Genomic DNA, 13,163 nt, shown 5'->3' with positions numbered 1-13,163 from the left:
TTAGAGTATGCTTATATACCGACAGCCTCGCGGACCGGTACAAAAGTGTAGCCTTTTCGTTTCAGCGTCTTAATCATCTTGTCCAGATAGCCATTATAGAACTTGTCTGTGCGGCGGTCGTCCGTTCCGAAGTGTATCAGCATTAGGTGTCCGTTCAGACCTTCTTTCTTTTCCATCTCCATAATCTTGTCGTAGATGAATTTGCTGCTCCGGTACTTCTGTCCCATGTCCGGAGTGGTGTAGTCGGCATTGCTCATGGTACCAGGGGTATAGTTGATGACTTGAATACCCATATTCTTTGCCCAGGCGGATATTTCCTTGTTATAGTATTCGTAAGGGGGAATATAGACGGGAGCGTCTTTGTATTCGATACTTGCCTTGTGGAGGGTCTCGTAGCTTTTCATCATATCGTTCTCAAACTCTTCGCGGGTGACCAGCAGAGAATCACGGTCTTCCCAAGGCATGTACAACAGATGTCCGTAACTGTGGCTGCCTACAAAATGCCCTTCGTCGAGCAGGCGTTTCACTACATCGGGATAGAGTTCATAGAACTCTCCGGTAAAGAAGAAGCCACCTTTGATGCCATGCTTCTTCAAGGTGCTGATGATGGCATCGGCACCGTCTGCTTTGTCGGCGGCAGTGAATACGAGGGTGATTTGCTTTTTTGAGGGATCGGTGCGGATAATGCCTCCGTCCACATATACATTCTTGTCATTTGGGATACCGGCTTGCTTCATTCCATCCTTCTGCATGGCAGAGAGGTAGTACGTGAGGCAGGCGGTTCCGTCCATGGTAGGCTCATTGGTGGAATAGTCGTGGATGGCGTCGTGATATACCATCAGGTCTGGCTGGAAGCGTTCGTAGTCTTGTCCGGGAGTTCCGGGAATTCCCGTCATATTGACACCGCGCAGGCTTTCGAAGATGGTACGATAGACAGGACCGTCCACCAGTCCGCCGGTAGTATTGCCCACGCCTGCATTCAGCAGTGAGGAGTGGGGTTGCGAGGGATAGTCTCCGTAAAGGGGAAGTTCCACAATCATGCTGGTTCCCCAAGGGTTACAGCCGAACAGCCAGTCGCGCAGGGAGGCTTCCATTTCGGCGTATGTGTCATCGCCGGTGGTTTCACGGTACAGCCGGCATTGGGTCAGCATGGCGGTAGTCAGATTGTTGGAACACCAGATGTAGGGTATACCGTGCAGGAAGGGGCTTTCTACCGCTTTCTCGTACGTGCGTTCAATGCCCGTACGCATGTTGCGGATGAATTCCTTGCTGATGCGGCTGTTGTCCACTTTGGCAAGATGGTAGTGCCCCATGTTCATGAACGGATACCATTGGTAGTGGCGTGCACTGTCGGCGCCCATCCAAGGAGTCACCGGTTCGCGACGTCCGTATTCAAGGGCTTGGGCCAGGTATTTGTTGTCGCCGGTGGCTTTGTACAGTTCCATGGCTCCCAGTTCCATATCGTCCACCCAGTTGTCCTCTTCGTAAATGTAGGGAGACAAGACAGAGGCTGTCTGGCATGCTCCCGGTTTCTTTACGCCTTCCTGATAGGCGGCATCGGCCTTGGCTTCGATTTCTGCTGCAAATTCAGGATAGTAGTCTTTCAGTATCTTGGCGCCTAAAGCGAAGCAGGAGGCAAACTTGCCGGCAGTGCTTGCCACTCCGGTCGTTGCATTCTTGAACTCTCCACGTACTTGCGGTTCGCCACTGCAAAAGTAAACGGGGCGTCCTTTACCCGGTCCGTAGCCGTAATCCACCAGGTCTTTGTTAGGTAGGCGCATTCCGGCATGGTCACGGTCGTCGGCTATCTGGTTGTACAGCTCGCCCGGAGCAGGATTCATCCGGTTCAGCCAGTCCAGTCCCCACTTGATTTCGTCCACGATGTCGGGAATGCCGTTGGCTCCCGGATGTCCGGCTGCATCATAGGCGTCACCGAATGATTCCGGATTTTCCTGATAGGCAAACATCATCTGGTAGATGGCATTGGCGGAGGTGGTGGTGTATTGCAGATAGTCCGTAGCATCGTGCCAGCCTCCGCGGACGTCTATATGTTGTCCGGTTTTGGTGGGATGATAGACGATGTAGCCGTCGTGCACGTGGCAGCTGTCTTTCAGGAACGGATTATAGCCGCAGCGTTGCTGCCGCATGTAGTGCAGCAGGTAGTCTGCGGTACCGTTGTAGACTTGTGCATTGATGGGGAAACGGGGGGAGACCGCTTTGCCTGCTTTCAGATAATACGTGCCCGGTTCTGTGAAATCACTGAAGTTCAACCGGTAGGTACTCTTTATGCCTCCCATCTTGCCGGTGGCCTTGGTTGTGTTGAAGGTACGCACCACCTTTCCGGTGAAAGCGTCAATCAATGAATAATTTTCTACGTTTGTTCCTTCCTCGCTCATGAATACAGCGACTTTGACGGATTGCGGCAAATAGCCGAGTTGGTTGATTCTGATCCATTCGCCTGCTTTGCCCGGCAGGGCTACGAGAGCGAATATTACCGTTAGGAGCCAATAATTACTTTTCATAATGGGGGTTTTTAATCTAAGGTTGGGGATTATATATAAAACAAATTTTCCTTATTACAAATAAAGCATTTTCTGTCAATTTTAGGAAGATTTAGGATGAATAATTAGACGATATTAGGTGTCGTTTACACTATTTTGGTATTTTATAGACGTGAAATAAGTGTTTGGTTGAAACTAAATGTTTGTTTATCACGTAATTATTATGCTTGATGATGCTTTTTAATTTTCGTTTACCTATTTTAATAATGCGTAAAACAAATTGGCGTGTTATTTGTTTTATGGTATTTAGACAATAAAACTAATAGACTATGGCTTATATTGATTACTATCAGGTCCTTGGAGTGGACAAAAAGGCATCTCAGGATGACATCAAGAGAGCGTTCCGCAAGCTGGCGCGCAAGTACCATCCTGACTTGAATCCGAACGATGCTACGGCCAAGGATAAGTTTCAGGCTATCAACGAGGCGAATGAGGTGCTGAGTGATCCTGAAAAAAGAAAGAAATATGATGAATATGGTGAACACTGGAAACATGCCGACGAGTTTGAAGCGCAGAAGCGGGCACAGCAGCAAGCCGGGGGCTTCGGAGGATTTGGCGGTGCCGGTTTTGGAGGTTCCGGTGCGGGATTTGGTACGGACGGAGGCGGTACGTATTGGTATTCTTCCGACGGCCAGGAATTTTCGGGCAGTAATGCCGGTGGTTTCTCAGACTTCTTCGAACAGATGTTCGGTCATCGTACGCGCGGAGGAGGCGGTGCCAATGCCGGTTTCCGCGGGCAGGATTATCATGCGGATTTGAACCTCTCGCTTCGTGAGGCTGCGAAGACCCATAAACAGATATTGACGGTGAATGGCAAGCAAGTGCGTATTACCATTCCGGCCGGTGTGGCCAACGGACAGGTCATCAAACTGAAAGGCTATGGTGGCGAGGGCATCAACGGAGGTCCTGCAGGTGACTTATACATCACGTTTGTGATTCCGGACGACTCGGTATTCAAGCGTTTGGGAGATGATTTGTATGTGGATGTGACCGTCGACCTTTATACAGCCCTGCTGGGTGGCGACCAGTTGGTGGATACTTTGGATGGTCAGGTGAAGCTGAAGGTGAAACCCGAAACTCAGAACGGGACTAAGGTACGTCTGAAGGGTAAGGGCTTCCCCGTATATAAGAAGGAGGGACAGTTTGGCGATCTCATCGTGACTTATTCCGTGAAGTTGCCGACAAACCTGACGGAACAGCAGAAAGAGATGTTCCGTAAAATTCAGAGTATGAACTAATGAAAGGAGAACGGATTATGCAGAACGAATGGATTGTCATCAGCGAATATTGTGACAAGTGTCATATAGAGCCCACTTTTATTGATATGCTGTGCGAAAGTGGACTGATAGATGTGGAGCAGGAAGGTGGAGAGCGTTATCTGCCTTTCTCCGAGTTGCCGGATGTGGAACGGTACAGCCGTATGTACTACGACCTTTCCATCAATATGGAAGGGATTGATGCCATCCACCATCTGCTGGCAAGGATGGAAGAGATGCAGCGGGAGATACACTCGCTGCGCGGCAGGCTGAGGCTGCACGGAGAGTATTAATTTTCCTTTCGTCTCTTTGAGAACTTTTGTCCTTTTAAGAAGGGGCAAGCAGGAGGAAGTATTTCAGAAAAAACAAGCGGGCACCGGAGTAGCTAAACTCCGGTGCCCGCTATATTTGCCTTGTCCAAGCAATGCATTTATTTGCGGTAGCTTTCCAGCTCTTCTGCCTTGAACTTACGGATGAAGTTAAAGTGTTTTTCCACTTCAGCTTCTGCGTAGTTCACATACACCAGAGCCGACTTGCCGAACAGTTCGGGAGCCTTTGTCGCGTCCTGAATGATGAGGTGCGACATGATACATACCGCAGCCATCTCATAGAGGCGACGTGCCACGAAGTCCAGCAATTCCTGATTCTGTGCCTCTTTCACCGCATTGGTGCAGGCTTCGAACTTGTTGGTCATCTCTTTGATGCGGTCCATCAACGGTTGCATTTCTTCGCTGCACGGCACTTGCTCGTAGTCGCGCAAGGTGGCAGAGTATGAGCCGTTTGTTACATAGCGGATAGCAGCTACGGTCTGCAACTGAGTAGTACCTTCGTAGATAGAAGTGATACGTGCATCACGATAGATACGTTGGCAAGCATACTCCAGCATGAAGCCCGAACCGCCGTGAATCTGGATGCTGTCGTAAGCATTCTGATTGGCATATTCAGAGTTCATACCTTTTGCCAGCGGAGTGAAGGCGTCGGCAAGTTTGGCATACTTCTTTTGTTCCTGGCGTTCTTCCGGAGTCAGTTTGCGTTCGCGAGCAATGTCGTCCAGCGCTTTGTAGATGTCAACGTAGCGGGAAGTCTGGTACAGCAAGGAGCGTCCTGCATCCAACTTGGCTTTCATAATAGCCAGCATGTCATATACAGCCGGGAATTCGATGATAGCCTTGCCGAACTGCTTGCGGTCTTTGGCATAAGCCAGACCTTCGTTGTAGGCAGCTTGTGAAAGGCCTACCGACTGTGCGGCAATACCCAGACGGGCACCGTTCATCAAAGCCATAACGTATTTAATCAAACCAAGCTTGCGGTCGCCGCAAAGTTCTGCCTTTGCATTCTTGTAAACCAGCTCGCAGGTGGGAGAGCCGTGGATACCCAGCTTGTTCTCGATGCGGCGCACGTCTACACCGCCTTCATTCTTATCGTAGATGAACATGGACAAGCCACGTCCGTCTTTGGTACCCTCTTCTGAACGTGCCAGTACGAGGTGGAGATTGGCGTCACCGTTAGTAATAAAACGCTTCACGCCGTTCAGGCGCCAGCAGTTGTTGGCCTCGTCATAGGTCGCTTTCAGCATTACGCTCTGCAAGTCGGAACCGGCATCCGGTTCTGTCAGGTCCATAGACATGGTCTCTCCGGCGCAGACACGCGGTATAAAACGGCTGTGCTGGTCTTCGTTACCGAATTCGTAGAGCGTTTCGATACAGTCTTGCAGTGACCAGATGTTACCGAAACCGGCATCGGCGGCGGCAACGATTTCCGCACACATGGTGTACGGAGTAATCGGGAAGTTCAAGCCACCGAAACGGCGCGGCATGGTCATACCGTTCAATCCGGCTTTTACCATGGCGTCGAGGTTCTGCTTGGTGCCGCTGGCATATTCCACACGGCCGTTGGCACAGTGGGGACCTTCTTCGTCCACGCCCTCGGCATTGGGAGCGATAATCTCTCCGGTAATCTCTCCGGTGATTTCAAGTACCTTGTCAAAAGAGTCCATAGCATCCGCATAGTCTTGCGGGGCATAGTCATACTTGTCTTTGTCTTGGTAACCGCGTTCTTTCAGTTCGCAGATACGTTCCATCATCGAGTTGTTCAGATGATACTTCAATTCGGGAACTTCGGTATAAAAATTTGCCATAATTTCTTGGTTATTTAGGTATTCTGAAGTATAGGGGCATTGTGAATTTCACTCGCTTGGCCTCTCCGTCTTGATAGCCGGGCGACCAGCGGTAGACGTCGGCAATGGCCTCGAAAGCACGTATGGCTTCTTTATCGATGTCATAGCGCACGGACTGGAGGATTTTTGGATAGGTCATCTTGCCTTCTTCGTCTACAACGAACTGCAGGATTACCCTTCCTTCTGCCTTTTGCTTCCAGGCGTCTTCCGGATATTTGGTAACATTGGCCACCAGTTTCATGAGGTTCTCTATTCCTCCGGGGAAGGATGGAAATACGAAATACGGCTGATGTGCCATTTCAGTTTCGTGCTTGTCGAACATCTTTCCATCGGTGCACTGATTCTCTGAATAGTGTTCCTTTCTACGAAGTTTCCCATCGGGATAGTATTGCAGGAGTGTTCCGTCAAGTTTCCCATCACTGTAGCTCCGGGCCAGATGTATGGCACCGTCGGGATAATACACCATGGTCTGTCCCTCCAGGCGGTTGTCTCTATATACTTCTGTCAGGCTGTCCTTGCCATTTGCATAGAATGATGTATGCAGGCCTTCCCTTATCCTTTTGCGGGGATTGCTTTTGTATTCGGAGAAATGCCAGACATCCTTCTTTTGTCCTTCCAAAGCATACTCTTCCACCTTGATGCACTTCTTGTTTATCTTGGAAACAAGAGCATACCTGACTGCCTGGATGGAGTCGTCCGTCCATTGGTAATTCTTGTCCAACCAGAGCTTTTCTTGAGCTATAGCGGAAGATATACCTGAAAGAAGAACAAATATAAGAATCAGCCCTTTCATGATTACCTTTATTGTTATTTACTGTGTGATTTATAATATTTTATCATCTTCGGGATAACCTCTTCCACCGTACCGTTGATGACATAGTCGGCAATCGTATTGATGGGAGCGTTCTCGTCATTGTTGATGGAGATGATAATACCACTTTCCTGCATACCGGCAATGTGCTGGATTTGTCCGCTGATGCCGCAAGCAATATACAGTTTGGGGCGGACAGTGACACCGGTCTGGCCAATCTGGCGGTCATGGTCGGCATAACCGGCATCGACGGCAGCACGGCTGGCGCCTACCTCAGCATGGAGTTCTTTGGCAAGCTCGAACAACATGTCAAAACCTTCCTTGCTTCCCATGCCGTAGCCGCCGGCAATCACGATGGGAGCGCCTTTCAGGTTGTGTTTTGCCTTTTCTACGTGGCGGTCGATGACTTTTACCACATAATCCGTCTCGGGCACGTACTTGGCAACGTCGTGGTTGATGACTTCGCCCTTATAGTCAGCGTCCAGTATCTCTTTCTTCATCACGCCTTCGCGAACGGTTGCCATCTGCGGACGGTGCTCGGGATTCACAATCGTGGCAACGATGTTACCGCCGAATGCGGGACGGATTTGATACAGCAGGTTCTCGTAAACCTTGCCTTCCTTCTTGTCTTCGTGGTTGCCGATTTCCAGTGAGGTACAGTCGGCAGTCAGTCCGCTGGTCAAAGCGGAAGAAACGCGCGGGCCGAGGTCGCGACCGATAACGGTGGCGCCCATCAGGCAGATTTGCGGCTTTTCTTCTTTGAACAAATTGATGAGGACAGAGGAGTGGGGAAGGGAAGTATAGGGGAACAAGCCCGGAGCGTCGAATACGTGGAGTTTGTCTACTCCGAAGGGCAATACTTGTTTTTCAATGCCTGCCAGATTGTTGCCGGCAGCAACTGCCTCCAGTTGACAGCCCAACTGATTGGCTAATTTACGACCTTTGGTCAAGAGTTCGAGACTGACGTCGGCAACTGTTGTGCCTTCTATCTCTAAATATACAAATACATTATTCATAATCTTATCCTATCGTATGGTTAGCTAACAGTTCAACAATCAAATCTTCCACATCCTTGTCGCTGCCCGTCAGCGTTTTGCTTTCTTTGGCCTGGAATGAGATGTTCTGAATGGTCTTCACCTTGGTAGGCGAACCGCTCAGACCGCATTGTGCAAGGTCGCCGTTCACGTCGGCAACACTCCATTCCGTGATGTTCAGATAGGGATATTTCTCGTAGAGGCCGGCGTAGGCAAGCTCAGCGCCTTCCTTGGTGATGGCAGCTTTTTCCTGGGCACCGAGGGCGCGTTTGTACTTCTGCACCAGTTTGGCATTGCGCGGGCGGCAGGGAGCGGCACTTCCGTTTACGGTGATGACTATGGGCAGGGGAGCCTCAACGGTTTCCACACCACCGTCAATATGACGTTTCACGGTAATCTTCTTGGCGGCTTTATCCACGTTCAGAATCTCTTCTGCGTAGGTCACTTGCGTCAGCCCCAGCTTTTCGGCAACCTGCGGGCCTACTTGGGCGGTATCACCGTCGATGGCCTGGCGTCCGCCAATGATGACGTCATAGTCGCCTATCTTCTTGATGGCTGTGGCAAGGGCATACGAAGTGGCAAGCGTATCGGCACCTGCAAAGGCGCGGTCGGTCAGCAGATAGCCGTTGTCGGCACCACGGTAAAGTCCTTCACGAATAACTTCGGCTGCACGTCCCGGTCCCATGGTCAGGATGGTAACGGTGGAGCCCGGATGTTCATCTTTCAGTCGGAGAGCCTGTTCAAGAGCGTTCAGGTCCTCGGGGTTGAAGATGGCAGGGAGTGCCGCGCGGTTGATGGTTCCGTCGGCTTTCATGGCATCTTTCCCAACGTTGCGCGTGTCGGGAACTTGTTTTGCCAATACAACAATTTTCAAACTCATGCTATTAATTATTAGTATTAGTATTTCTTTGTATGTCAGTACCGGGAATAGGAGTAGTAGAATCCTGCTACTGAAATTGGCCGGTTAACTCATTATTAGCCTGCAAATTTACGGAAAGAGTTGGGTTTGACAAGAAAATGGGGTGAAAAATGCACAAGTTGAGGGATTTTGCGCAAATATCAGTTGGCTCTATATCTGTAAAAAAGGTAATAAAACCGGTAATTTATCTACCTTTCCGTTCCCGTTTCCTCTGTACTTTTGCAGCGTCTGGATGAGGTCTGCATAACGGGCAGCATCGGATAAACAAGCATTGCTACTTAAATGTTATTATAGAATATGTATATTGAAAAAGTAAATTCCCCTGCTGACGTGAAAAAGTTATCAGTCAGCGAAATGAACGGATTGGGTGGAGAAATCCGCCAGGTGTTGTTAAACAAGTTAAGCTCCCACGGAGGACACGTAGGTCCCAACCTGGGAATGGTAGAAGCCACCATAGCCCTGCATTACGTGTTCGATTCACCAACGGACAAGATAGTCTATGACGTGTCTCACCAAAGTTATACCCATAAGATATTGACAGGCCGCCGGGCAGCGTTTATGAATGCGGACGAGTATGACGAAGTCTCCGGATATTCCGAACCGTCGGAAAGCGAGCACGACTTCTTCGTCATTGGGCATACCTCTACCTCCGTCAGTCTGGCAAGCGGACTTGCCAAGGCGCGTGACCTGAAGGGGGAGGCGGGTAATGTGATTGCCGTCATCGGCGATGGCTCGTTGAGTGGAGGTGAAGCCTTCGAAGGATTGAATGTAGGTGCCGAACTGGGCACGAACTTCATCGTCATTGTCAACGATAACCAGATGTCCATTGCCGAGAATCATGGCGGGCTATACCGCAATCTGCAACAGTTACGCGAAACGGAGGGGCAGGCTCCCTGCAACTATTTTAAGGCAATGGGATATGATTATCTCTATGTGAAGGATGGCAATGACGTGGAGCAATTGATAGAGGCTTTCCGTGAAGTGAAGGACAAGAAGCATCCGGTTGTGGTACATATCAATACCTTGAAAGGTAAGGGATACAAATTGGCAGAAGAGCAAAAAGAACGTTTCCATTACAGTGTTCCGTTCGACCTTGAAACCGGCAATCTGACCGGTGAGTCTGGAGAGGGTGAAGACTATGCCGACCTTACCGCCGGTTATTTGTTGCAGGAGATGAAGAAAGACCCGACTGTGGTGGGCATCACCGCAGGTACACCTACGGTATTTGGCTTTACACCGGAGCGCCGCAAGGAGGCAGGGCGGCAGTTCATCGATATGGGCATTGCCGAAGAGCAGGCTGTTGCCATGGCTTCTGCCATTGCTGCCGGAGGTGGAAAACCGGTATTCGGGGTCTACAGCACCTTTATCCAGCGCGCCTACGACCAGTTGTCCCAGGATCTTTGCATCAACAATAATCCTGCACTGATTCTTGTCTTCTGGGGAAGCTTATCGAGTATGAATGATGTTACCCATCTTTGTCTTTTTGATATTCCGGTCATCGGTAATATTCCGAATATGGTTTATCTGGCACCTACTTGTCGTGAGGAGTATATGGCAATGCTGGAGTGGGGCATCCGTCAAACGGAACATCCGGTTGCCATTCGCGTGCCGGCCAATGGGGTTGTCCGCAGGAATGTAGAACCGGAGAAGGATTACGGCAAGACGCTGAACCGTTATGAGGTGTCCCATCGTGGAGAGAAGGTCGCCATATTGGGACTGGGCTCTTTCTATCAGTTGGGCGAAGCCGTGGCTGCCCGGTTGAAGGAAGAGAAAGGAGTGGATGCCACGCTTGTCAATCCTCGCTACATCACGGGTGTGGACGAGGCTTTGCTCGATGACCTGAAGCGCGACCATACACTGGTCATTACTCTTGAGGACGGAGTGCTGGACGGTGGCTTTGGCGAGAAGATTGCCCGTTATTACGGTCCGTCGGATATGAAGGTACTGAACTATGGTGTGAAGAAAGAGTTTATCGACCGTTACGATGTGGAGGAGCAGTTGAAGAAGAACCGGTTGACGGTTCCGCAGATTGTGGAAGATATCTGTAGGATTTGGTAAGAATTGAAAAAGGAGATGCATCAAACTGCATCTCCTTCTTTTATTTATTTAATACCCAGTTTCTTGGCAATATCCTTAGGCAGTGCATCCTTGTGCACAATGATGTTCATTGTTTTATAGCGCACGAAAGCTTTGGAAGCATACCACAGTCCTTTGTACTTTCCGGCTTCACCCCAAGAGTTCTTTACCATATAGTATTCGTTGCCTTCCTGGTCTTTGGCTATACCGTAAATCAGCATACCGTGGTCGTCAGTAGTTTCCCAGTTGTCGTATGCCAGCTGGCGCTCTTCTTGTGTGCACCACTTCTGCGGTTGAGGCTTGCTGTTCAGTTTCTTTTCTTCGGGTTTCATTTTCAGCCAGTGTGCCATGTCCGAACCGCTCAGTTCTTGCACCTTTTCTGCATCGGGCATTACGGCTATACCGTCGCGTGTGAAGCCTTGTTCGCTTACGTCACTACCCCATGCAATGGTGTAACCCTTATTGATAGCGTTGTCAAACACTTCCATCAACTCGTCGATAGGCAAGTTGTAGGAAGAAGCCCAACGCCAGTTGTCTTGTATTTCCAGGACGAACGGCTGGTAGAAGGGATGGTGGGTATAGGAAGTCAGTGAGATATAGTCATCTGCATTCAGTCCGGTAGATTCATAGAAAGACTTCGGAGTATATTCCTTGCCTTTGTAGGTGAACTTCTCGGGACGTTCGCCCAGATAGATGTCGTGGATGGCAGTGATGGCCTTCTTCCAAAGCGGGTTATTTTCCTTGTCTGCTTGCAGGCTACGGTGTCTTCCCTTGGCAATGGCTGCCACTACGGCATCAGATACGGCTGTCAATTCGGTGTGGTTGCTCAGCGTGTCGCCATACATAACGCCCGGACGCATTTCCTCTTCGGGCACCAGACCGAAAGTTTTCATACCATAAATTACATCGTAGAACGAACCGCCTTGTGAGAACGAAACGTCACCATGTGTACGCACTGCCTTGTCGGCACGGTCCAGATAGGTGTTGTGTACGATAAACATTTCAGAAAAGTCGTATTCGCCTTTGCCCATGCGGAGCAGTTCGGATTCGATGAATGCCAGTCCGGAATAGCACCAGCATGTACCGGCACGGTTTTGGTTCTTAACAGAAGTGATAGGATTTTCTTTTACGGTTGTAAAAATGAAACCTTCCTCTTTCGGAGTGTCTTGTGCTATTGTGTTTAAACTTAATAAACCCAATGCAGCCATCAGTATTGATTTCTTCATCATAATTAAAATGTTATAGATTTATAGTTGCAACTGCAAATATAGATAGAATATCGTAAACAAAAGCTATCTTTGGAGCGTTAATTCTGACACTTATGGAGAAAATAATACGTATCGACGACCATAGCGGTCTTGTTTTGGAGGGCGGCGGTATGCGCGGCGTCTTCACTTGCGGTGTGCTCGACAGCTTTATGGATCGTGGCATTCGCTTTCCCTATACCATCGGCGTCAGTGCCGGAGCCTGCAACGGACTTTCTTATATGTCCGGTCAGCGCGGGCGTGCCAAGTACAGCAATATCGACTTGCTGGAAAAATACAATTACATCGGATTGAAGTATCTGTTGAAGAAGCGGAATATCATGGATTTCGACTTGTTGTTCCAGGAGTTTCCGGAACACATACTTCCCTACGACTACGAGGCATACTTTCATTGTCCCGAACGCTATGTGATGGTAACTACCAACTGCGAGACGGGCGAAGCGAACTATTTTGAGGAGAAGCGGAGTAAAGAGCGCGTCATTGATATTGTGCGTGCTTCGAGCAGTCTGCCGTTTGTCTGTCCCATTACCTACGTGGACAACATCCCGATGCTGGATGGAGGTATTGTGGACAGTATCCCTTTGATGCGTGCCCGTCAGGATGGATTTACCAATAATGTGGTGGTGTTGACGCGCAATCATGGGTACCGTAAGGAAATTCAGGGAACGAAGGTTCCACCTTTTATATATAAGAAATATCCGCTATTGCGTGAAGCCATCAACCGCCGCAGCATTGTCTATAATCAACAGTTGGAGCAGGTGGAACGGATGGAAGCCGCCGGGGAAATCGTTGTGATCCGTCCACAAAAGCCGGTAGTGGTAGACCGCATCGAGCGTGACATCAAGAAGCTGACGGAGCTTTATGAAGAAGGATACCGGTGTGCGGAACAGTTTGCTTTTCGTTTTTGATTCTGAGAGAGTATACTATGAGAGCTGGTGCAATTAGCATCTGCTCCCATATTGTTTTCATTCTTTTCTATTAATTTGCTGCTAAAGCTAAAGTTTATTTAGCAAAAAACACGCGTAGAATACCTTTAGAAAGGGGATGTATCAAAAATACCACCTT

Annotated in this window: 10 protein-coding genes; 4 read left to right on the top strand and 6 right to left on the bottom strand. The window is 49.4% G+C overall.

Annotated features, from left to right (window positions below):
* Positions 1–11: 11 nt before the first annotated feature.
* The gene (locus DWZ67_RS11485; RefSeq protein ID WP_120138871.1) at positions 12–2,522 is read right to left on the bottom strand and encodes a glycoside hydrolase family 9 protein; all 2,511 of its coding nucleotides are present in this window, start codon (positions 2,520–2,522) and stop codon (positions 12–14) included.
* Positions 2,523–2,830: 308 nt separating this feature from the next.
* Between DWZ67_RS11485 and DWZ67_RS11480 the strand changes: the two genes are divergently transcribed.
* Positions 2,831–3,799, top strand: coding sequence for a DnaJ C-terminal domain-containing protein (locus tag DWZ67_RS11480; RefSeq protein WP_005826253.1), 969 nt, complete (start codon positions 2,831–2,833; stop codon positions 3,797–3,799).
* A gap of 17 nt (positions 3,800–3,816) precedes the next feature.
* Positions 3,817–4,110: a chaperone modulator CbpM gene (locus tag DWZ67_RS11475; RefSeq protein WP_009036538.1), complete on the top strand. Its 294-nt coding sequence runs from the start codon at positions 3,817–3,819 to the stop codon at positions 4,108–4,110.
* Positions 4,111–4,247: 137 nt separating this feature from the next.
* Here the strand turns inward: DWZ67_RS11475 and DWZ67_RS11470 are convergent, their stop codons facing one another.
* The 4 genes from DWZ67_RS11470 to DWZ67_RS11455 are packed head-to-tail and all read right to left on the bottom strand — an operon-like array spanning position 4,248 to position 8,718.
* Positions 4,248–5,954, bottom strand: a complete 1,707-nt coding sequence (locus DWZ67_RS11470) for an acyl-CoA dehydrogenase family protein (RefSeq protein ID WP_005826256.1) — start codon at positions 5,952–5,954, stop codon at positions 4,248–4,250.
* Positions 5,955–5,964: 10 nt separating this feature from the next.
* A complete protein-coding gene (locus DWZ67_RS11465) occupies positions 5,965–6,786 on the bottom strand; it encodes an energy transducer TonB (RefSeq protein ID WP_120138869.1) in 822 nt (273 codons plus the stop codon).
* 14 nt (positions 6,787–6,800) lie between these two features.
* On the bottom strand, positions 6,801–7,820 hold the full coding sequence (locus tag DWZ67_RS11460; protein WP_005826260.1) for an electron transfer flavoprotein subunit alpha/FixB family protein: 1,020 nt from the start codon (positions 7,818–7,820) through the stop codon (positions 6,801–6,803).
* A 4-nt stretch (positions 7,821–7,824) separates the two neighbouring features.
* Complete coding sequence (locus DWZ67_RS11455) at positions 7,825–8,718, bottom strand: electron transfer flavoprotein subunit beta/FixA family protein (RefSeq protein ID WP_005826262.1); 894 nt, start codon at positions 8,716–8,718, stop codon at positions 7,825–7,827.
* Positions 8,719–9,054: 336 nt separating this feature from the next.
* Between DWZ67_RS11455 and DWZ67_RS11450 the strand changes: the two genes are divergently transcribed.
* Positions 9,055–10,815, top strand: coding sequence for a 1-deoxy-D-xylulose-5-phosphate synthase (locus DWZ67_RS11450; RefSeq protein ID WP_005826266.1), 1,761 nt, complete (start codon positions 9,055–9,057; stop codon positions 10,813–10,815).
* Positions 10,816–10,859: 44 nt separating this feature from the next.
* Here DWZ67_RS11450 and DWZ67_RS11445 read toward each other — a convergent pair whose 3' ends face one another.
* Entirely contained in the window at positions 10,860–12,059 is a 1,200-nt protein-coding gene (locus DWZ67_RS11445) for an aminopeptidase C (RefSeq protein WP_034525503.1), read from the bottom strand.
* Positions 12,060–12,154: 95 nt separating this feature from the next.
* Here DWZ67_RS11445 and DWZ67_RS11440 point away from each other — a divergent pair, with 95 nt between their 5' ends.
* A complete protein-coding gene (locus DWZ67_RS11440; RefSeq protein ID WP_008663962.1) occupies positions 12,155–13,006 on the top strand; it encodes a patatin family protein in 852 nt (283 codons plus the stop codon).
* Positions 13,007–13,163 lie beyond the last annotated feature (157 nt).

This window comes from Bacteroides sp. AF34-31BH, from assembly GCF_003602795.1.
GTDB lineage: Bacteria > Bacteroidota > Bacteroidia > Bacteroidales > Bacteroidaceae > Bacteroides > Bacteroides uniformis.
The sequence above is the reverse complement of the archived record's forward strand: the minus strand, read 5'-3'. Positions and strand labels throughout refer to the sequence as shown.

Coding starts and splice junctions, on each gene's coding strand:
- DWZ67_RS11485 (WP_120138871.1), bottom strand. CDS start 2,522: ATGAAAAGTAATTATTGGCTCCTAACGGTAATATTCGCTCTCGTAGCC.
- DWZ67_RS11480 (WP_005826253.1), top strand. CDS start 2,831: ATGGCTTATATTGATTACTATCAGGTCCTTGGAGTGGACAAAAAGGCA.
- DWZ67_RS11475 (WP_009036538.1), top strand. CDS start 3,817: ATGCAGAACGAATGGATTGTCATCAGCGAATATTGTGACAAGTGTCAT.
- DWZ67_RS11470 (WP_005826256.1), bottom strand. CDS start 5,954: ATGGCAAATTTTTATACCGAAGTTCCCGAATTGAAGTATCATCTGAAC.
- DWZ67_RS11465 (WP_120138869.1), bottom strand. CDS start 6,786: ATGAAAGGGCTGATTCTTATATTTGTTCTTCTTTCAGGTATATCTTCC.
- DWZ67_RS11460 (WP_005826260.1), bottom strand. CDS start 7,820: ATGAATAATGTATTTGTATATTTAGAGATAGAAGGCACAACAGTTGCC.
- DWZ67_RS11455 (WP_005826262.1), bottom strand. CDS start 8,718: ATGAGTTTGAAAATTGTTGTATTGGCAAAACAAGTTCCCGACACGCGC.
- DWZ67_RS11450 (WP_005826266.1), top strand. CDS start 9,055: ATGTATATTGAAAAAGTAAATTCCCCTGCTGACGTGAAAAAGTTATCA.
- DWZ67_RS11445 (WP_034525503.1), bottom strand. CDS start 12,059: ATGAAGAAATCAATACTGATGGCTGCATTGGGTTTATTAAGTTTAAAC.
- DWZ67_RS11440 (WP_008663962.1), top strand. CDS start 12,155: ATGGAGAAAATAATACGTATCGACGACCATAGCGGTCTTGTTTTGGAG.